Source organism: Mycobacterium asiaticum, from assembly GCF_001673635.1.
Taxonomy (GTDB): domain Bacteria; phylum Actinomycetota; class Actinomycetes; order Mycobacteriales; family Mycobacteriaceae; genus Mycobacterium; species Mycobacterium asiaticum_C.
In genome coordinates this window covers 151,680-171,060 of sequence record NZ_LZMH01000043.1, presented here as the reverse complement: position 1 = coordinate 171,060, position 19,381 = coordinate 151,680, and the positions used below count along the sequence as shown (strand labels likewise).

Below are 19,381 nucleotides of genomic sequence, written 5' to 3'. Positions count from 1 at the left end.
AAGTGCTGCGGGAGGCACATACTTAGCGGACCCACCGACGGGAGGCGCAGTTGCCGGCCACATCGATCAGCCTCAAAGAGCAGATGCTGCGTCGCCGCCCGGTCGGCGAAGCGGGTAGCGACTCCGGACTGAAGCGCAGTTTCGGCACCTTCCAGCTGACGATGTTCGGCGTCGGATCCACGATCGGCACCGGCATCTTCTTCGTGCTGTCCGAAGCCGTGCCCCAGGCCGGTCCCGGGGTGATCGTCTCGTTCATCATCGCCGGCATCGCCGCCGGCTTGGCCGCGCTCTGTTATGCCGAATTAGCTTCGGCGGTACCGGTTTCCGGCTCGTCCTACTCCTACGCCTACACCACACTCGGTGAGGCGGTCGCGATCATCGTCGCGGCCTGCCTGCTGCTGGAATACGGCGTGGCCACCGCGGCGGTGGCGGTGGGGTGGAGCGGCTACGTGAACAAGTTGCTGCACAACCTGTTCGGGTTTGAACTGCCGCACGCCCTGTCGGCGGCACCCTGGGACAAGGCGCCCGGCGGCTGGGTGAACCTGCCGGCGGTGATCCTGATCGTGCTGTGTGCGCTGCTGCTGATCCGCGGCGCCAGCGAGTCGGCCAAGGTCAACACGATCATGGTGCTGATCAAGCTCGGCGTGCTCGCAATGTTCGTCATCATCGCGTTCACCGCCTATGACGCAAACCACCTCAAGGACTTCGCCCCCATGGGCGTGGCCGGCATCGGGTCGGCGGCCGGCACGATCTTCTTCTCCTACATCGGACTAGACGCGGTCTCCACGGCCGGCGACGAGGTGAAGAACCCGCAGACGACCATGCCGCGCGCGCTCGTGTCCGCGCTGGTGATCGTGACCACCGTCTACGTCCTCGTCGCTTTGGCGGCGCTCGGCACGCAGCCGTGGCAGAACTTCAAGACGCAGGAAAACGCGGGCCTGGCCATCATTCTGGACAACGTCACGCACAGCAGATGGGCCAGCACCATCCTCGCCGCGGGCGCGGTGATATCGATCTTCACCGTCACACTGGTCACCTTGTACGGCATGACCCGCATCCTGTTCGCGATGGGCCGCGACGGGTTGCTGCCTGCGCGGTTCGCCGCGGTGAATCCGCGCACCATGACCCCGGTGAACAACACGGTGATCGTGGCGATCGTCGCGTCCGTGCTCGCGGCGGTGGTGCCGCTGGCCAGCCTCGCCGACATGGTGTCCATTGGGACGCTGACGGCGTTCATCGTGGTGTCGGTGGGCGTGATCATCCTGCGGGTGCGCGAACCGGACCTGGAACGCGCCTTCCGGGTGCCGGGTTACCCTGTGACGCCGGTGCTTTCGGTGTTGGCGTGCGGGTACATCCTGCTCAGCCTGCACTGGTACACCTGGCTGGCGTTCAGCGGCTGGATCCTGGTGGCGCTGACGTACTACCTGCTGTGGGGGCGCCACCGCAGCGCGCTCAATAAGGACCGGCAATGACGGTCGTGGTCGGATACCGGGCGAGCAAGGTCGGCCTCTCGGGCCTCTATCTGGCCATCGGGGCCGCACGGACGCTGCAGACATCGGTGACCGTCGCGACCGTCGTGCCTGAGCCGTGGCCGACGCCGTCATTAGCCCGCGTCGACGCCGAGTTCGAGCATTGGGCGCAGAACCTGGGCGAGGAGTCGAAGCGGGAAGCGCAGCGCTACCTGTTCCCGCTGGCCGAAGGCATCGAAGTCCACTTCACCCACCGGGCCCACCGCTCGGTGGCGACGGGATTGGTTGAGATCGTCGACGAGGTGAACGGCAGGATCCTGGTGCTGGGATCACTGCCCAGCACCGGGCTGGCGCACATCACGGTAGGCTCCACCGCCGACTGGCTGCTGCACGCCTCGCGGGTGCCGATCGCGATCAGTTCCCCCGGATTTCACGTGCACAGCGGCGGGTTCCGTCGCCTCAGCTGTGGCTACTCCACAAGTGAGGAGTCGCTCGCGTTGGTGCGGCGGTGCGCCAACGCCGCCGAGCGGTATCAGGTGCCGCTGCGGGTGATCACGTTCGCGGTGCGCGGCCGGACCATGTATCCGCCGGAGGTGGGCCTGGATGCCGAGGACAGCGTCCTGAACGCCTGGGCGGCCCAGGCCATGGAAAGTCTGCAAGCGCTCAAGGATGACGGCGTCGTGGGGCCAGATGTCGTGCTGGAGGTCGTCACTGCGCACAGCTGGATGGAAGCGCTGAGCAAGCCGGAGTGGATCAACGGCGAGATCTTGGCGGTGGGCACCTCGCCGCGCGGCGACGTGCGGCGAGTCTTCCTCGGGACGCGCAGCGCCAAGATCATTCGGCACAGCCCGGTGCCGGTGTTGGTGGTTCCTGGCTAGCCGTTGCCGGCCTGTTTCGCCGAGTGTCACGCCAGAGTTGCGGTGGGCGTCGAGTGTCACGCCAGCGCGACAGTCAACGGCGCGCGGCCGCGTTGGCCGCCTCCTGCGCCCGCTTCAGTGTCGTCTCGATATCGCCCCGGCCCAGAAACATCTCGTCGAAATACGGTTGCAGCGCCTCGTTTCCGGCCGCGTACCCCGCCCCGCCCGGTGCCGGGATGCGCGGTCCGTCCAGCACCGCGAAGAACGGGGTGACGTCGACGCCGCGCGCCTTCCAGTAGGCGAAATACCCGGGCTGGGCCGTCAGCACCGCCGGAATGGCGGCACCCTCGCGGCCCAGGTACGCGTTGCCCTTGCTGCTGCCCATCCACTGCAACACCTGCCGTACCGCCTCGGGATGCCGGGTTGCCGAGTTACCGGCAGCGGCAATGCCATTGGTGACGCTCACCCGCCCCTGGGGTCCATACGGAAGCATCGCCACACCCCAGCGGAAGGTGGCATCGCGGGCGATCGGGGCCAGACTGTAGGTGCCGGACTGGAACAGCGCCATCTTGCCGGCCAGGAACTGATTGCGGGAGAAGTCGCCGTTGTCATTGGTGTCCGACGCCGGCGGCGAGGTGTGGTCGGTGTTGATCAGGCCGACGAGATAGCGGAAGGCCGCCGCCGCTTCGGGATTGGCGAACGCGAACTCGTTGCCGCGCTGGAAGATTCCACCGGCAGAGCCGATGTAGTTGAGGTAGATGCCCTGCGGGTCGTTGGCGGCGTTGTAGCCGTACTGGCGCACCCGCAGGAAGTCGAAGTCGGGGGAGTCCGCGCGGTGCCCGTCGAGGTCGACGGTCAGTTTCTTCAGCAGGGGCCGTAGGGTGTCGTCGCTGCCGGGGCTCCACTGGATGCTGTCCAGCACCGCGGAGTCGACGCCGGCGACCGCGAGCAGGTCGGCGTTGTAGAACACGGCAATACCGGCATCGGTCAGCTGCGGCACCCCCCACAGCGTGCCGTTGTGGGTGAATTGCTCCACGACGGCCGGTGCCCAATCCTTGTCCACCCGGTCGATTTTGATCAACCGGCCGCTGTCGGCGTAGGCGTCGAGGTAGGCGTTGGACAGCCAGAAGATGTCGTCGGCGCTGCCCCCGGCCACGTCGGTACGCAGGGTGTCGAAGTAGTTGGAGAAGGCGACCATGTTGGTGCGCACCTCGATATCGGGGTGCTCTCGGGAGAACTCCTGGAACGAGTCCCGATACGCTCGCGCGATAGGTTCGGCCCACAGTCGCACCGTCACCACGATCTTGCCGTCGTCGTCCGAACGGCCCGACAGCACGGCCGTCACCAACAGCAAGGCGAAGACCAACACGAGCGCCAGCGCCGACAGTGTCGAAAACCGGGGCCGTCTCACTTGAGCCCCGACACCAGAATCGACGAGACGATGTGCCGCTGGAACGCCACGAACAACACGATCAGCGGCACGATCGCGACCGTCGTCGCCGCCATCACCAGCGTCCACTGGGAGTTATACCGCGACTGCAGGTCCGCGGTGGCAACCGTCAGCACCCGCCATTTGCGACCGCTGGTGATCACCAACGGCCACATGAAGTTGTTCCACTGCGAGACCACAGTGATCATCGTCAGCGCGGCCAGCACCGGCTTGCTGGACGGCAGGATCACGTGCACCAGCACATCCAGGGTGTTGGCGCCGTCCAGGTTCGCGGCGTTGATCAGGTCGTCAGGGATCAGGCGAAAGTGCTCGCGCAGCAGGAAGATCGCGTACGGCGAGCCGAACATGAACGGAATCACCAATGCCCAGAACGTGTTCCGCAGACCCATCTGGGCCATCATCAGATACAGCGGCACCACCGTCACCGTGCCGGGCACCATCAGAGTCGCGACGTACACCCAGAACAGCGCGTCGCGGCCGGGGAAGTGCAGCCGCGCAAAGGCATAACCGGCCAGGATCGAAAAGGTCAACTGCCCCAGCAGGATCACCGCCGTCATCAGCGCGGTCACCGCAGCCGCGCGGCCGAAACCGGTGCCGGCCAGATCGGCGTAGTTGGCCAGCGTGGGCGGGCGCGGCAACTGCAGCGGCGAACCGGTAGCGAACTGGTGCGCGGAGGTGAACGAGGTCAGCAGCCCAAGGGCGAAGGGCGCCAGGGTGATCAGCGTCCCGCTCACCAGGCCCACGTAGATCAGCGCGTTACGTGAGGTCATAAGTGATCCGTTTGCGGAAGTACAAATGCTGCACGAACGTGACGCCGACCAGGATGACGAACAGGATCACCGCCATCACCGAGGCCCGCCCGATCGACGCCGCCCCGAACGCCTCGGCGTAGATCTGATGGGCCACCAGATCGGTACTGCCCTCCGGGCCGCCGCCGGTCAGAGCGTAGACCGTGTCGAAAACCTGTGCGGCGCTGACCACTCCGGTGACCAGCACGAAGAACATCGTCGGGCGCAACATCGGCAGCGTGATGCGCCAGAACCGCTGCCATGCGGTGGCGCCGTCAGTGCGGGCGGCGTTGTGGATGTCCTCGGGAATCGCCAGCAGCCCAGCGAGGAAAGACAGTGACACGTAGCCGACGTTGGTCCACACGACGACAGCCGACACCATCGGCAGCGCCAGGTCGGGATTGGTCAGCCACTCGATGCGCCGCCCCAGCAGGGTGCTGACCGCGCCATCGGTCGGCGTCAGGATCCAGCGCCACATCACCGCGATCGCCAGCGGGGCGCAGATCCACGGCAACACGTACAGCGTGCGGAACAGCCCGGTGCCCGGCAGTTTGGGCGCCAGCATCATCGCGGCCAGCAGTCCCAGCACCGTCTGCGCCGGCACTACGATCGCCACGAAGATAGCGGTGACCACCAGCGAGTCACCGAAGTCCCCGTCGCGCAGCACCGAGCGCCAGTTCGCGAACCCGACGTAATGCAGCGGACCCAGCAGGTCCCAGCGGTACAGACTCAGCCAGACCACCACCAGAATCGGCAGCAGCAGGAAGGCGACCACACCGAACAAACTGGGTGCGAGCAAGCCGTACGCCAACGCCGTGGAACGACGAGGCGTGGTGGACATGAAAGTATTAAAGCCGGTCGTTACGGTGGACCCGTGACATCGAACCGGGGGATCGATTCTGACTTCCTGGACCTGCCGCGCCACGAGCTGGCAGATGCCGCGCTCTCGGCGGCCAGAGAGGCCGGGGCCAGTTACGCCGACCTGCGCATTCACCGCATCAACACCGAGATCATCCAGCTGCGTGACGGCGAGCTGGAGACCGCCGTCGTCAGCCGCGAGGTCGGCCTGGCGGTGCGGGTGATCGTGGCGGGAACGTGGGGGTTCGCCTCGCACGCCGAACTGGCCCCTGACGTCGCGGCCCGCACGGCGCGGCACGCCGCCCAGGTGGCCACCGTGCTGGCGGCGCTGAACACCGAGCACATTCGGTTGGCGGCCGAGCCCGTCTACGCCGACGCCACCTGGGTGTCCGACTACGAGATCGACCCGTTCACGGTGTCGGCGTCGGACAAGATCGGGGTGCTGGAGGACTACTCCCGGCGGCTGCTGGACGCCGAGAGCGTGGACCACGTGTCGGCTGGCCTGACGGCCGTCAAAGAGCAGACCTTCTACGCCGACACCTTCGGGTCTTCGATCACCCAGCAGCGGGTGCGGCTGCAGCCCTCGCTGGAGGCGGTGAGCATCGACGCCAAGGCGGGCGGGTTCGACTCGATGCGCACGCTGGCCCCGCCGACCGCGCGCGGCTGGGAAGCGGTGGCCGGCGACTCGGTGTGGGACTGGACCGCCGAGCTCGCCGAAATCCCGGACCTTCTGTACGAGAAGATGCGGGCGCCCAGCGTGCGGCCCGGTCGGACGGACCTGGTGATCGACCCATCCAACCTCTGGCTGACTATCCACGAATCCATCGGCCACGCAACCGAATACGACCGTGCCATCGGTTACGAAGCCGCTTACGCCGGCACGTCGTTCGCCACCCCGGACAAACTGGGCACGATGCAATACGGGTCGCCGGTGATGAACGTGACCGCCGACCGGACCGTGCCGTACGGCCTGGCCACCATCGGGTACGACGACGAAGGCGTCGCCGCGCAAAGCTGGGACCTGGTGCGCGACGGGGTGTTCGTCGGCTACCAGCTCGACCGGGTGTTCGCCCCACGCCTGGGCCAGGAGCGCTCCAACGGATGCTCCTACGCCGACTCGGCACACCACGTGCCGATCCAGCGGATGGCGAACGTGTCGCTGCAGCCCGGGCCCCAGGACCTGTCCACCGCCGATCTTATCTCCCGGATCGACGACGGCATCTACATCGTCGGCGACAAGTCCTGGTCGATTGACATGCAGCGGTACAACTTTCAATTCACCGGGCAGCGGTTCTACCGCATCCGGGACGGCGCGCTATACGGCCAGCTGCGCGATGTGGCCTACCAGGCGACCACGACGGACTTCTGGAATTCGATGGAAGCCGTTGGCGGACAATCGACCTGGCGCCTCGGCGGTGCGCTGAACTGCGGTAAAGCGCAACCCGGCCAAGTGGCCGCGGTCAGCCACGGCTGCCCGTCGGCATTGTTCCGCGGCGTCAATGTGCTCAACACCCGCACCGAGGGTGGCCGATGATCACCCCGCAGCACGCCGTCGAGATCGTCCTGGCCGAGGCCGCCAAGGCCGGGCGCGCCGATGAAACCATGGTGCTGGTCACCGACAAGGTGGAGGCCACACTGCGCTGGGCGAACAACACGATGACCACCAACGGGGTCGCGGTCAGCCGCAGCGTCACCGTCATTTCGGTGGTGCGGCAAGGCGACATCGCCTACGTCGGGTCTGTCGTATCCGGTGACGCCGACCCGTCGGCGCTGCCGGGTCTGGTGATCTCGTCCCAGGATGCGGCCCGCTCGGCCCCAGAGGCCGGAGACGCGGCCCCGCTGCTCACCGATGTCGGGGAGCCCGCCGACTGGGACGCGCCGGTGCCTGGTACCGGGGTGGCGGCGTTCAGCGGGATCTCCGGGGCGTTGAGCAAGGCGTTCCGGTCCACGGACCGATTGTTCGGCTATGCGCACCACAGTCTTTCGACGACATTCCTGGCGTCCTCGACCGGCCTGCGCCGGCGCTACACCCAGCCCACCGGCGCCATCGAACTCAATGCCAAGCGCGGGGACGCTTCCGCGTGGGCCGGCACCGGAACCTCCAATTTCGTTGAGGTGCCGATAGATTCGCTGCTCGCGGACCTGGAAACGAGGCTGGCCTGGGCGTCGCGATCCGTGGAACTACCGGCGGGGCGCTACGAAACGATCATGCCGCCCTCGACGGTGGCCGACATGATGATCTACCTGAACTGGAAGATGTCCGGGCGCGGTGCCCAGGAGGGACGGACGGCCCTGTCGGCACCCGGCGGCGGGACGCGGGTGGGGGAGCGGCTCACATCGCTTCCGCTGACGTTGTTCTCCGACCCGATGGCGCCCGGGCTGGCGTGCACCCCATTCGTCGCGGTGAGCAATTCGTCAGAGACGGCCTCGGTGTTCGACAACGGCATGGAGATCGGCCAGGTGGAGTGGATCCGCGAGGGCGTGATCAACGCGCTGGCGTATCCGCGGGCCACGGCCGCCCGGTTCGGTGCGCCGGTGGCGGTGGGCGCGGACAACCTAGTGATGACCGGCGGATCGGCGGACCTGGCCGACATGATCGCCTCCACCGAGCACGGGTTGCTGCTGACGACGCTGTGGTACATCCGCGAGGTCGACCCGACGACGTTGCTGCTGACCGGCCTGACCCGCGACGGGGTGTATCTGGTCGAGGACGGCGAGGTGACCGGGGCCGTCAACAACTTCCGGTTCAACGAAAGCCCGCTGGACCTGCTGCGCCGGGCGACCGAGGCCGGCGTCAGCGAAAAGACGCTGCCGCGGGAATGGGGCGACTGGGCGACCCGGGCGGCGATGCCGTCGCTGCGGATACCGGACTTTCACATGTCCTCGGTTAGTCAGGCTCAATAGGTTTACCGTGTAGTGCGTGACAGCACTGGAGCCTGACCAACTGGCGCGATTAGTCGCCCTGTCCTGCGGTAATGCGTCGCTGGCGGGCATGGTGCGCCAGGTGTGCGCGCGGACGCTTGGCTTGCCGCCGCTGCCGTTCGATGACTCCGAGGTTCCGTCGGAAGCCGACGCGGTGGTGGCCGCGTTCGCCGAACAGTTCAGCGTCGACGTGTCGACGATCACTGTCGAGCAGCGTTCGCAGCTCCTGAAGGTGTTGGGCGACAGCGCTTTTCGGGGTGTCATCTCGATCTTTATCGCTGATTTCGTGCCGCGGGTGCGGGCTGGGCTGGAAGCGTTGGATGTCGGTGCGCGGTATTTGCGGTGGGTGGGCGAGCCGCTCGTGTGGGACCACGACAGCGAACCTTCGCAGGTGTTGCTGAACGAGTTCGCGCCGGCGGTGGCGCGGATGCGCGCGCTGGACCCCATTACGTCGGAGCTGGTGCGGCTGCGGGTGGCGAACGCGCATAACTGCCGGCTCTGCAAATCGCTGCGCGAAGGTCACGCGCTGGACGCCGGCGGCACGGAGTCGCTGTACGACGAGATCGCCCGGTTTGAGACGTCGCGGGTGCTCGACGATCGCGCAAAGGCAGCGCTGCGGTATGTAGATGCGCTAATTTGGACCCCTGCGCACCTCGCCGTCGACGATGCCGCCGAGGTGCGCTCCCGGTTCAGCGAGGCCGAGGCCGTGGAGTTGACCTTCGACGTGATGCGGAATTCCAGCAACAAGATCGCCGTGGCGCTGGGCGCGGACGCTGCACGAGTGGAGTCCGGAACCGAGCGGTATCTGATCGATGTCGATGGTCAGACGGTTTTCAGCTGACGGCCGCTGGGCTGTTCTGCTGATTCTGGTGTTCGTCCTGGTCAGCTGTTCGGGGGGCGTTCCGAAAACCGCCGCGCCGTCGGTGACCCGCCGAACAGACCCCACCTCGTATATGCCGCCGATCTATCCCGGGACGACGGTGCCGCCGCTGCCGCCCTCGTCCACTACCCCGGTGGCCGGAGCCCCGGCCACCTTCCCGGGCGATGGCACTTTCAAGGTCGGCAGCGACATCGCCCCCGGCACCTACCGATCAGAAGGCGCGCACGACTGCTACTGGGAACGGCTGCGCGGGATGTCCGGGACGCTGGCCGACACCATCGCCAACGGTGCCGGCAACTGGCCGCAGCTGGTCCAGATCATGCCCACGGACACGGCGTTCAAGACCCAGCACTGCCCGACGTGGGTGCCCGCGGTGGACGCGCCCCCGACGACGACTACTACGTCCAAGGCCGTGACGCTCCCCCCGGGCGCCCTGGTCTGTCCCGCGACCGCGGCGCCGGCGGGCGGGTTGACGTCGTCGGCGGTCGGGTCGACGGACACCACCTGCCAGTTCGCCGAAGCGGTGCGGTTGGCATATGCGGCGGGCGGACCAGTCACGCCGGGGACGCGGCAGATCGATGCGATGAGCCCGGTGACGCGGCGTCACTATTCGATGAGCTGTTCGGGGGATAGCGGGTTGGTGGTGTGCAGTGGTGGGGACTCCGCGGTGGTGTACCTGTACTGATGCTGTCGCGCAGGACATTCGGAGGAAGGAACGATAAGTGATCGGGGAGATCTTGGAGACCGGCGCCAGCTACTGCCTGAATTGCCGCGTCGACGCGGAGTATCAAATCATCGACATGACAGGCAATGGCGACCGGATGGACCGTCAGTGGCTGTGTCCGGGCAACCACCGCGACACCCATGTGCAGGACGAATACAAGCAGTACACGTGGGAGGCTCGGCGCAAGGCCAGGCGTGACGAGGATTAGCGGGACCGTTGGCGGGTACCGTCCAGTTGTGTCCTTCCGGCGGGAGAGTCCTCTTCGTGGGCGGCGGCTGCGGGTGCACGAAGCTCTAGGTGAGCGGATAGCCATGAGCAAGTTCGGCTACCAGATGGCGATTCATGTTGCGCCCCACATTGACAGGCGGTTGATCCCATGGACGGGTGGCCGGCTGGGCACGATGGGCTTCGGCAAGGTCGGGCTCGTCACCTCCGTTGGCGCCAAGTCGGGGGAGGAGCGTACGCATCCGTTGACGCTCATCCCGGACTCGGGCGGGTTGCTGGCGATCGGGTCCAACTACGGGCGTGCGAAGCATCCGGCCTGGAGCGCCAACCTGAAGGCGCATCCGGAATGCACGATCGAGTTCAACGGACCGCCGCGACGGTATCGAGCCGAACTGCTCACTGGGGCGGAACGCGAGGCGGCGTGGGCCAGGGCCGTGGACTTCTACGCCGGCTACGAGGCTTATCGGGAGAGTGCCGCGCCGCGAGAGATCAGGGTGTTCCGGCTGCAGCCGTCCGAGAGCTGAGGACAAAGCTCGCACCTCGACGCGGGATTACCGCTTCCTTCGTTCAGGGTGGTGCAATCTTCTGGGCAACGTGCAATGAGTCAGCTACGCTTGGCTACCTCGCGAGGGAGCAAACATCGTGTCGTTCCAGCAGCATCCCGCCGGCAACCCCGGCGCATCATCCGTCCCGGGCAACCCGCCGGGATATCCAACGCCCGGAGGGCCCACCCCGCCGGGTCAGGGCTGGGGGCAACCGGCGGGGCCAACGCCGCCAGGCTTCTCGCCGCCGCGGGATGCGGTAGAGCGACGACCTCGAAAGCTCTGGTACGCAATCGGCGGGATCCTCGTCGCGCTCGGCTTGCTCGGCGGCGGCATCGGTGCCGCCGCCATGCTGGTGGGTGAGGTAAGCGACCTCAGCGCCGGCGCACCCGCCTCGGACCACACATTCGGTAATAAAGGGACCACCACGGTGCGCATCGACGCCGGCGCGTCGAAAACGATCTACGTCACCCAGCGCACGCCGCGCAGAAACCTGACCTGCACCGCACGGGGTACGGAGGGGCAACGCAAACCAACGCTGACCGAGTACCGGAGTGATGTCACCGTCAACCAGTGGCGAGCGCTGTTCACGCTTACCGTCCAGGACGCAGGTGAGTACTCGGTCAGCTGCTCGGGCCCCCCTGATGCCAGCTACGGCGTTGGCGAGCACATCACCGGCAGCCAAGTCGCGCACTCAGTCGTCGGTGTGTTCGTGGCCGGCGGGATAGGCGCCGTATTCGTCATCGCCGGAGTAATCGTGCTGGCAGTAACGGGCATCCGCCGTAGTCGCAGCGCCCGGCAGTCGGTAATGCCCGCCCAGCCGCAGCAGTGGCCCGGGCGGCAATGATTCCGAGTCGCTGCCCACGCTAGTGTCTACTGCGACGCGCACTGGTCGTGCGCTGCGCGCCTGGGGCGGTAGCTCAGTTGGTTAGAGCCGCGGACTCATAATCCGTTGGTCGCGGGTTCGAGCCCCGCCCGCCCCACGTCAGAGGCTATTTTTGCGGCTGGCCGCCGCGAAGTCATCGTTTATTCATCGTTTATGCGGACGGTGCGGTCCAGTAAGGCCGCGACCTGCGTGTGGATCCGCCCTCGGGTCATGTAGCGGTCCTGGGTCATGCTGACGTGGCTGTGGCCGAGATGGTCGGCGCCGATCCGGGCGGACAGCCCTTCGTCGTCTATGAGGGTCGCGACGGTCTTGCGGAAGCTATGGGTGGTCACTTCGGCAGCTCCGAGTTCCTGTCGTGCCGTGCGCCACTCTTTGCCGAAGTTGTTCGGGTCGCGAAGCGTCCCGGCCGTCGAGGGGAAGATGACCACTTGCTCGCCGAGGTACGGCAGCTGGCGGCGCTTCAGGAGCATTTCGGCGGCGAACTTGGGTAGCGGGATGGTTCGCCGGCCGGCGGCCGACTTGGTCTCATCGACGCGCAGCAGGCCCTCGCCGGGCACGCGGATGACCTTGCCGGTGACGGCGAGCATGCTCGCCTTCTCGTCAAAGTCGGCCCAGCGCAGGCCGAGTAGTTCGGAGCGTCGCAGGCCGGTGGCGATGAGCAGGGTGATCGGGTCGACGAGGTCGTGCTTTTTGCAGAAGTCGGAGCCCTGCAGGTTGGCGAGGAGCTCGCGGAGCTGGTCAGCCGTCAGCGCGACCGCACCTTTGGGCTGGCTCTTGGATCGCAGCGGTTGCACGTCGCGCACGGGGTTGGCGGGTAGGACACTGGCCATCACCGCGAGCTGCAGCGCGCCGCTCAGGATCGACTTCGATTGACGGGCCCTCGTCGCGCCGTGCGCGTTCCGCATGGAGCGCAGGGTGGCATCCATGTGGGCGGGCGTTGCTTCGCTCACCCGCAAACCGCCTATGAATTTCTTGAGGTCCTTGGTGGTAAAGCGGTATGTCGACATCGTGACCGGTGAGCGACCGTCCTCGGCCAGCCGGGCAAGGTGCTGCTCCACAAGGTCAGTCACTTTGGTGTCCGGGCCGATCTCGCCGTGGTTCGCGGAACGTTTGCGTTCCGCGAGAGCGGCGATCAACGCGTCCGCGGCCAGCTTGCCGTGCTGGTCGTATTCGTCAGCAGGACCTAGCTTTTGGACGATGCGGGTAACGCCGTCGGCGTCACGGTAGCGGCAACGAGCCAGCCACACGCCGCGACCCGTGTAGATGCGTTTGATCTGCCCGTGTGTACCGATCCGAAGTGTGGCCGTCCTGCCATGGTTCCTACTTCCGCGGGCTGGACATCCCGAGGCGCGACGCGCCGGGCCGGGAGTTGTCCCAGCGTTGCGAATCGCCCGATTGCATGCACTGTATCTCGCGTCACCGACACAAAGCGCTACGCGGAGTTTCGCCTGCGTCCGTTCATTTGTGTTGTCTCCCAGGCGACGACATCGCTGATTCGATACCGGACGTGCCGGCCGAACTTGGCATACGGCGGTCCGGTTCCTTTCGACGCCCACTCGGCAGGTGTCTTGACGGGCACTCCATAGCGATCGGCCAGCTCCTGTCGGGTTATCCACCTGTCGTCGGTGATGTCCTCCATGGCGACTCTTTCCTTCACTAGCCGCCGGAAGGCTGGCTCATGCATACATCATCTGCCCTGCCTGGGGGTTATGCCACGGCCAGAGTCAGAGAGCGTGCGCTTCGGCCGCGGCGCGTGGTCGCCGACGCGACGTGCACCGCTTTCCGGGGTGCACCCGGCTACGCAACGCCCGCCTCCTCGCTCCGTTGTTCATCGGGATTGTGGCAGACACACTATGGCTCAACACTTTTCCCAAAGATTCTTATTTACTCTCACTCGTTCCGACCGTCTTTTGTTGCACAGCAACCAAATTCAGAAACCCCTCAATGGCTATGGCACATTTGCACACCGGTGTGCGACATTGGCGGTAGCACACACATGGTGTGCTACCGCCGCGGTTGTGCGCCAGGCGGTTTCAACGCTCGGGGCGGTGCGATGTGTTGACGATTGCGAAGCTGTCGCGGTGGTCGATCAACTACTACAACGACACCGCCCGTGCCGCCGGCGCGGCCGCCGCCGATGTCCAGCGCGCCGGTGGCGGGCTGGGGGAGTACTACGCCGAGCACGACACCCGCATCCCGGTGTGGCTGTGCGCTGGCGATACCCATGCTGTGGCTAAACTCGTTGGTCTCACCGATATTGAGCGCGCCGGCGGGACGGCTGATCCGGATGTTGTGCAGCGCTGGCTCGACGACGGCGAGACGCCCAACGGAGCGTGCGGACGAGCCTTCGGCAACCGCGGTGTGCACGGCTTCGATCTAACCTTCTGCGCCCCGAAGAGTGTGTCGCTGATCCGCGCGATTCGAGCCGGCGACGTGGCCGACAAAGCCATCACTGCCGCACATGCGACATCCATTTCAGAGGCCATGGAATACCTTGCAGCGCACGCTGGATACACCCGCGTACACAACCCGGCCACGGGTGAGAAAGACCTTCTGCGACTGCCCGGACTGGCGGCGATCGCCTACCAGCACGAGACCTCACGTGCGGGCGATCCGCACCTGCACACCCACGTCATCGTCCCCAACCGCCAAGCCCGCGCCGACGGCCAGCTGGTGTCGACTGATGGCACGTCGCTGTATCACGAAGCCAAAGCCGCCGGGGTCATCTATCAAGCGACACTGCGCCGCGAACTCCACCAGTCTCTGGGTGTTGAGTGGCTGCCGGTGGATGCCGGCACCGGCATGGCCGAAGTCGCAGGCATCGCGCCCGAGAGCGTCACCGCATGGTCCCAACGTTCGACCCAGTTGCGTGAGTGGGCGGCCGGAAAACTCACCCTCGCCGACGGCGAACAACTTTCGCCGGCACAACTGGGCGCCGCCCAAAAAGCCACCCGCCCTAGCAAACCCGAACAGCTTTCGTTCGCCGTACTGCGCGACGGCTGGCGTACCGATGAACGCGGACTGCGCCTCGATGACGCGGCCCGACGGCAGGCGCGACAAGCCCGTCGGGAGGCGTCACGGCGGCCGTTTGATCGGCGCCGCCTGGCCGCGGCCGCCGAGCAGATCGAGAAAGCCGCGTTTACCCGCGCAGACCTCGTGGAGATTGTCGGCGCACAACTGCCCGTCGACACCGAACAGAGCCCACGCGAACTCGTCGAGGATGCCGTCGACGAGATCGGGATCCGGCTCAGCACGCCGCGGCAACCCCATCAGCGCGAGGGCCACGAACGGTTCACACTCGACCGCATCTTGGCCGAAGAAGCCGCCGTGTTGGATCTGGTCGACGCGCAAGATCCCCGCTCGGAAATGTGGGTGACGCAAAGCGATACCGAGGGGTTGTCGCCGGATCAGAAACGCGCCGTGGAGAATATCGCCGTCTCACCCTGGTTGGTCCAGCCGCTCAGTGCCGCGGCGGGTGCGGGCAAGACCACCTCGCTGCGGGCCCTGGCGGCCATGGCGCGCCACAGCCACGGGGCCCGCGTTTTCGTTCTGGCCCCGACCGGTGCCGCCGTGGATGTCGCCGTCCGGGAGGGCGCCGGCGATGTCGGCTGCACCGTCGCCAAAGCCCTGCGCGAACTGGACAGCGGCACCCTCACCTTGGGGCCTTTCGACCTAGTTGTGGTCGATGAAGCCGCTATGGTCGGCACCGACGATCTGTGGCGGCTGCTCAAGGCCACCACCACAGCCAAGACTAAGGCCGTGCTCGTCGGTGATGCCCACCAGTTGGCCCCGGTCAAGGCCCGCGGCGGCATGTTCGCCCAACTGTGCGCCGACCTGCCCTGGAGCCAGAAACTGTCCGAAGTCTGGCGCATGCGCGATCCCGAGGAGCGCAGCGCCTCGCTGGCCTTGCGCGATGGTGGGCCGGCACCGGTGCGCCGCGCGGTCGACTGGTACAGCACCCACGACCGGCTGCACACCGGGGATGCCATCGTCATGGCCGCTGACGCCCTGGCCGCCTACCAGCACGACGTCGCCGCCGGCAAGAACTCCCTGCTGCTATGTGACACCACCGAGATGACCGATGCCCTCAATCACCGCATCCACCGCGACACCATCGGCGCCGAGCAGCCCACCGTCACCGCGGCGCGCGGGCACCGCATCGCGGTCGGTGACCTGATCATCAGCCGTCGCAACGACCCCACCCTCGGCGTCTTCAACGCCACCAACAGCAGAAAGCAAGCGGACCCGGTGCGCAACGGAAACCGCTGGCGCATCTACGCCGTGGACCCCAAGAACAACCGCATCGCCGCGCGCCGCCTGCACGATGGCGCCCGCGCCGCATTCACAGGGGACTACCTGCGTGAGCACATCACCTACGGCTACGCAACCACAGTGCACTCCGCGCAGGGTATCACCGCCGACACCACGCACGCCGTACTGGGCGAAAACACCACCCGCGCACTGCTTTACGTCGCCCTGACCCGCGGCCGCGACAACAACACCGCCTACCTGCACGAGCGGATCGCCGGCGAAAGCGAGCACAGCCAACCCGACGGTGTTCACATCCTGCGGCGCGGCACCGCGCGAGAGGCCGCACAATTGGCCCGCTCTCTCATCGCTAACCACGACGAGCAACCCCGCACGGCTTACCGCATCGCACAAGACGCTGGCGGTTCAGCGTTACCCGAGCCCGTGCGCAACCTTCTGCGCCGGCACGCCGACGCTATTCAGCATAGAAATACCCGTCACCAACGATGGCGCGAGGCTGTCGCAGGAAGCAACATCAGTGACGACCGCACTATCGACGAGCACACAGATCTGAGCCAAAGTAAGGAGGTCGGCTACGAGACAAGTCTATGAGCCGCCGATAACCAAAATAGCTGCCGCCGTAGGGTCACAGCTATGCAAAATGCGAATGGAGTTCTTTGGCACCCGATATCTGGGCATTAAGTGACGCGTACAGCCAGATTCCCACAGCCGCCAGAATCTGCTTGTCTGCGTCAGCAGTTCAAGTTGTATGCGCAGTTCGAGCCGTTCAGCGATTTCGTTCTATCCCTACGACTCTGCGGCTCGTGCCATGCCGCGAACGGCTAGAGAGGCGATGTCCCCGGGCCGATGGCTTACGGCAAGGATCTGTCGCTCCTCCGAAGTTAGGCCGTCTTCTATCTGGCATGACATGAAAGTGTTGCCAAGGCGTTCTAGCGCCTCACTTACCCCTGGTGCCTCTACTCCGGAAGGAAATCCCGAAGGAGCCCACTCAAAGTCGTCATATCCAAGCACACGAGCAACGGCGGCCGCAGCGCCACCAAATCCGCCCGACACGTAAACGGGTTTGCGAGCTTCAAGCGTAAGCCGAACCTCCTCAATCACTCCCGGCTCCGAGCCGGCGTAATCCGATAACTTCCCGCCTACTACGATCCTGGCATCAGCTGTCTGACAGACTTTCCGGCGCATAGCCGACAATGCAATCGCGTCATCGGTCGTGTCAGGCGGCCCCGCAAATTCGCCAATATCGGAAATAGATAGAACTTCTCCATCGAACGACAAGAGATTTAAGCGGCCGGACGTGCCCAAGCGTGCATCGATAGCACGCAGGTCATCCAGAGCCATGTTCCGATGCTCTGGTTCTGGAACGTAAAGATCCAGCGCGTGCCGCCCATCTCCATAGCGTCGGACCTCACTCATTATGACTTGGGTAAAGCCGGCAGGACGAAGTCGGCCGCCGTAGGCGACAACCCCGCCGCTAAGCAGTACAGCACGTGCGAGTTCCGCGACGACCAAGTCGAGATGCATCTTTGTTAGACCGAGCCTGGTCAGGTCTGCACTCTCTGATACAGACAGAGCAACTCGATGCCCTGCCAGTGCATCCTCCGGTACCAGTGTTAGATCTGTCATTTTGCCAGCCTCCCACCCCTGGCCGCGAATGTTCGTGGCGTCAGAACATCGACATTCTTAGTGAAGCCGGCAAGCGAGCACAGCGCAGTTACTACTTCGCGTTCTTTTGGTCCTAGTGGCGGATCCGGGTGGATAATCCAAACATGGTTGTCTTCAGGCTGCTCACGTTTGTGGACTTCGAGCCAGGGAGCAAGTGTCACGGGTTCTGGCGAATGAACCGGAGTCCAATCGAAGCCATCTTCGTGAAGGTACATGGTTTGAGCCAACCAGAGCGCTCGTTTCAGGGCTTCGTCGACAAGGCGATTTAGTGCAAGTTCGATGTCACCGTTCGGCTGCTTTGTGTCACACGGAACGGAAGGCACATGATCCATCAAAAACGAACCACGCTCTTCCCCCTGGGTAAGTGCATACATTTCCACAATCGGCACATCGTGCCGCTTTGCCGCTAGCACTTCTCTCTGAGTCCATTCACGCGACGAGTACCTATCGGTGCGGACCATCAGGAGCGCGCAGTTCGCTGCATTCTCATCGAGCTCAAGTTCCCAGTCCGCGCCAGACTGTAAATCCTGCGCGTCGAAGAAAGTTGCCAGCCGTGTTCCTGCGATGACTTGCCGGACAGCTTCGAACAAGGCTGGTCCATCCTGGTCCGCCTCTTCGAGAGAGTCGTGCTTCGTGTGGCTAACAAATACGCGGATACGGTCCTTAAGGCCGTCACCAACCCCGACACGTTGTGCAATCGCTTGGCTCACTTCTCTCCCGAGCACTCCCGCATTTCCAGCGCATTCCCTCGGCAAAGCTTGAATCGAGGCCAGACAGCCGGCTAGCAGCGAGCCGGTGATCTCCGAGTTGGGAGCCCGCAGAGGATAGACGCCAACGCCTTCCGACGAGTGCAGCGTCACCAGTCGGTCGATGTACGCCATCCAGGACGGCTCATCACGGTAGGCGCGTGCCATCGGCGTGCTGACAAGTGGGACTATCGCGTTGAACTGCGCTCTTGGGAGGATGCCAGTGAGGGCCTCCTCAATGCCCAATGGTCGCGGCGCAGCCCCCGGGCCCTCCCACCCGACTGATCTGCCATAAACCTCGACAGCGCCGCCAGCCAGGCCAGCGAATGCAGGACTGTGGAAATGCTTCGTCAACTGTTCGAGAACGATCCCACCCACCGGATCCTCCGGATGCCATACCACAAACACGTCGAGAATCGGGGGAACGGCCATACCCACGAGACTACGAGGCCGGAGCAGCGCTTCGGTAACCGCGGTTGTCGGACCGCAGAGGTAAGGTCAAGGGTGAACCGGGGACGGATGTCAGCCCCGGTCGGAGGGGCCAGTCGCACCGGCAAATTGGCTTGCCCCAATGAGTGGCGACGCTGCGAGTCGCCGCCGCCCGACGAACCACATGGAGGGTCGAAATGTCGGCTTTACATAACGTATTCATAAGCCATCGGCACGAAGATGATCGTTTTCTGAGTCAGCTCCGGGACCTTCTTGCACGTCATGGCTGTGAGATCCATGACTCGTCGGTTAATAGTTCGAACCCGAACGGCGCTAATTCCGAGTCGTACATCAAGTCTATTCTCGCGGACAGAATTCAGCGATCTGGCAAGATAATTGTCCTGGTTTCGCCGGATACGAAGAACCACGAATGGGTAGACTGGGAGATTGAGTACGCAAATAGATTTCCCGATAAACGGATCATTGGTGTCTGGGCACCCGGGGCGGCTCAGTGCGACCTTCCGAGCGGCCTCGAGGAATTCGCTGACGCAGTTGTTGGTTGGAACGGTCAGGCAATTATAGATGCTCTCAACGGCGCAGATCGCTGGGAAACACCCGATGGATCAGTCCCGGCAGCACGGTCTATTCCCCGTGCTAAGTGTTGATAACCC

18 protein-coding genes and 1 tRNA gene are annotated in these 19,381 nt (G+C 65.1%); 12 read left to right on the top strand and 7 right to left on the bottom strand.

What is annotated here, in order from left to right; translation table 11 throughout:
- Positions 1-50 precede the first annotated feature (50 nt).
- Entirely contained in the window at positions 51-1,472 is a 1,422-nt protein-coding gene (locus A5645_RS12875) for an amino acid permease (protein WP_065129755.1), read from the top strand.
- Positions 1,469-2,347 (top strand): universal stress protein, encoded by an 879-nt coding sequence (locus tag A5645_RS12870; protein ID WP_065129754.1) that lies wholly within the window; start codon positions 1,469-1,471, stop codon positions 2,345-2,347. Before A5645_RS12875 ends, A5645_RS12870 begins: the two co-directional genes overlap by 4 nt.
- Positions 2,348-2,420: 73 nt before the next feature.
- Here the strand turns inward: A5645_RS12870 and A5645_RS12865 are convergent, their stop codons facing one another.
- The 3 genes from A5645_RS12865 to A5645_RS12855 are packed head-to-tail and all read right to left on the bottom strand — an operon-like array spanning position 2,421 to position 5,405.
- A complete protein-coding gene (locus A5645_RS12865; protein WP_065129753.1) occupies positions 2,421-3,737 on the bottom strand; it encodes an extracellular solute-binding protein in 1,317 nt (438 codons plus the stop codon).
- Positions 3,734-4,546: a carbohydrate ABC transporter permease gene (locus A5645_RS12860; RefSeq protein ID WP_065129752.1), complete on the bottom strand. Its 813-nt coding sequence runs from the start codon at positions 4,544-4,546 to the stop codon at positions 3,734-3,736. The genes A5645_RS12865 and A5645_RS12860 overlap by 4 nt, the downstream gene beginning before the upstream one ends.
- A complete protein-coding gene (locus A5645_RS12855) occupies positions 4,533-5,405 on the bottom strand; it encodes a carbohydrate ABC transporter permease (protein ID WP_065129751.1) in 873 nt (290 codons plus the stop codon). The genes A5645_RS12860 and A5645_RS12855 overlap by 14 nt, the downstream gene beginning before the upstream one ends.
- Positions 5,406-5,438: 33 nt before the next feature.
- Between A5645_RS12855 and A5645_RS12850 the strand changes: the two genes are divergently transcribed.
- The 8 genes from A5645_RS12850 (at position 5,439) to A5645_RS12815 (ending at position 11,698) form a co-directional block, all read left to right on the top strand.
- Positions 5,439-6,956 (top strand): TldD/PmbA family protein, encoded by a 1,518-nt coding sequence (locus tag A5645_RS12850; protein WP_065129750.1) that lies wholly within the window; start codon positions 5,439-5,441, stop codon positions 6,954-6,956.
- Positions 6,953-8,326 (top strand): TldD/PmbA family protein, encoded by a 1,374-nt coding sequence (locus A5645_RS12845; protein ID WP_065129749.1) that lies wholly within the window; start codon positions 6,953-6,955, stop codon positions 8,324-8,326. Before A5645_RS12850 ends, A5645_RS12845 begins: the two co-directional genes overlap by 4 nt.
- 88 nt (positions 8,327-8,414) lie before the next feature.
- A complete protein-coding gene (locus A5645_RS12840) occupies positions 8,415-9,185 on the top strand; it encodes a carboxymuconolactone decarboxylase family protein (RefSeq protein WP_155767990.1) in 771 nt (256 codons plus the stop codon).
- Complete coding sequence (locus A5645_RS12835) at positions 9,163-9,909, top strand: Rv1352/Rv1906c domain-containing protein (protein ID WP_253866984.1); 747 nt, start codon at positions 9,163-9,165, stop codon at positions 9,907-9,909. The genes A5645_RS12840 and A5645_RS12835 overlap by 23 nt, the downstream gene beginning before the upstream one ends.
- A gap of 37 nt (positions 9,910-9,946) precedes the next feature.
- On the top strand, positions 9,947-10,156 hold the full coding sequence (locus tag A5645_RS12830) for a hypothetical protein (RefSeq protein ID WP_065034242.1): 210 nt from the start codon (positions 9,947-9,949) through the stop codon (positions 10,154-10,156).
- 103 nt (positions 10,157-10,259) lie between these two features.
- Positions 10,260-10,697 (top strand): nitroreductase family deazaflavin-dependent oxidoreductase, encoded by a 438-nt coding sequence (locus A5645_RS12825; RefSeq protein WP_253866981.1) that lies wholly within the window; start codon positions 10,260-10,262, stop codon positions 10,695-10,697.
- A 118-nt stretch (positions 10,698-10,815) separates the two neighbouring features.
- On the top strand, positions 10,816-11,562 hold the full coding sequence (locus tag A5645_RS12820) for a hypothetical protein (RefSeq protein WP_155767983.1): 747 nt from the start codon (positions 10,816-10,818) through the stop codon (positions 11,560-11,562).
- Between the two features lie 62 nt (positions 11,563-11,624).
- Positions 11,625-11,698 (top strand) — tRNA-Ile (locus A5645_RS12815).
- A 43-nt stretch (positions 11,699-11,741) separates the two neighbouring features.
- On the opposite strand, the gene A5645_RS12810 is transcribed toward A5645_RS12815, so the two are convergent.
- Together A5645_RS12810 and A5645_RS12805 are read right to left on the bottom strand one after the other, a co-directional pair.
- Positions 11,742-12,848 carry a site-specific integrase gene (locus A5645_RS12810; RefSeq protein WP_253866979.1) on the bottom strand — a complete coding sequence of 369 codons (1,107 nt, stop codon included), beginning with the start codon at positions 12,846-12,848 and terminating at the stop codon, positions 11,742-11,744.
- Positions 12,849-13,033: 185 nt separating this feature from the next.
- Complete coding sequence (locus A5645_RS12805) at positions 13,034-13,240, bottom strand: helix-turn-helix transcriptional regulator (protein ID WP_065129747.1); 207 nt, start codon at positions 13,238-13,240, stop codon at positions 13,034-13,036.
- Between the two features lie 416 nt (positions 13,241-13,656).
- Here A5645_RS12805 and mobF point away from each other — a divergent pair, with 416 nt between their 5' ends.
- Positions 13,657-16,461: a MobF family relaxase gene (gene mobF, locus A5645_RS12800; protein ID WP_065129746.1), complete on the top strand. Its 2,805-nt coding sequence runs from the start codon at positions 13,657-13,659 to the stop codon at positions 16,459-16,461.
- A gap of 195 nt (positions 16,462-16,656) precedes the next feature.
- Here the strand turns inward: mobF and A5645_RS29290 are convergent, their stop codons facing one another.
- On the bottom strand, positions 16,657-17,496 hold the full coding sequence (locus tag A5645_RS29290; protein ID WP_172830529.1) for a hypothetical protein: 840 nt from the start codon (positions 17,494-17,496) through the stop codon (positions 16,657-16,659).
- Positions 17,493-18,713, bottom strand: coding sequence for a toll/interleukin-1 receptor domain-containing protein (locus tag A5645_RS27090; RefSeq protein ID WP_253866977.1), 1,221 nt, complete (start codon positions 18,711-18,713; stop codon positions 17,493-17,495). Before A5645_RS27090 ends, A5645_RS29290 begins: the two co-directional genes overlap by 4 nt.
- Before the next feature lie 194 nt (positions 18,714-18,907).
- Here A5645_RS27090 and A5645_RS27085 point away from each other — a divergent pair, with 194 nt between their 5' ends.
- The gene (locus tag A5645_RS27085; protein ID WP_081288320.1) at positions 18,908-19,375 is read left to right on the top strand and encodes a TIR domain-containing protein; all 468 of its coding nucleotides are present in this window, start codon (positions 18,908-18,910) and stop codon (positions 19,373-19,375) included.
- The last annotated feature ends 6 nt before the right edge of the window (positions 19,376-19,381 follow it).

Bases quoted from the DNA above. Each gene is read 5' to 3' on its own strand.
- A5645_RS12870 (WP_065129754.1), top strand. From the start codon at position 1,469: ATGACGGTCGTGGTCGGATACCGGGCGAGCAAGGTCGGCCTCTCGGGC.
- A5645_RS12860 (WP_065129752.1), bottom strand. From the start codon at position 4,546: ATGACCTCACGTAACGCGCTGATCTACGTGGGCCTGGTGAGCGGGACG.
- A5645_RS12855 (WP_065129751.1), bottom strand. From the start codon at position 5,405: ATGTCCACCACGCCTCGTCGTTCCACGGCGTTGGCGTACGGCTTGCTC.
- A5645_RS12845 (WP_065129749.1), top strand. From the start codon at position 6,953: ATGATCACCCCGCAGCACGCCGTCGAGATCGTCCTGGCCGAGGCCGCC.
- A5645_RS12840 (WP_155767990.1), top strand. From the start codon at position 8,415: ATGGTGCGCCAGGTGTGCGCGCGGACGCTTGGCTTGCCGCCGCTGCCG.
- A5645_RS12835 (WP_253866984.1), top strand. From the start codon at position 9,163: ATGGTCAGACGGTTTTCAGCTGACGGCCGCTGGGCTGTTCTGCTGATT.
- A5645_RS12825 (WP_253866981.1), top strand. From the start codon at position 10,260: ATGAGCAAGTTCGGCTACCAGATGGCGATTCATGTTGCGCCCCACATT.
- A5645_RS12805 (WP_065129747.1), bottom strand. From the start codon at position 13,240: ATGGAGGACATCACCGACGACAGGTGGATAACCCGACAGGAGCTGGCC.
- A5645_RS29290 (WP_172830529.1), bottom strand. From the start codon at position 17,496: ATGACAGATCTAACACTGGTACCGGAGGATGCACTGGCAGGGCATCGA.
- A5645_RS27090 (WP_253866977.1), bottom strand. From the start codon at position 18,713: ATGGCCGTTCCCCCGATTCTCGACGTGTTTGTGGTATGGCATCCGGAG.
- A5645_RS27085 (WP_081288320.1), top strand. From the start codon at position 18,908: ATGTCGGCTTTACATAACGTATTCATAAGCCATCGGCACGAAGATGAT.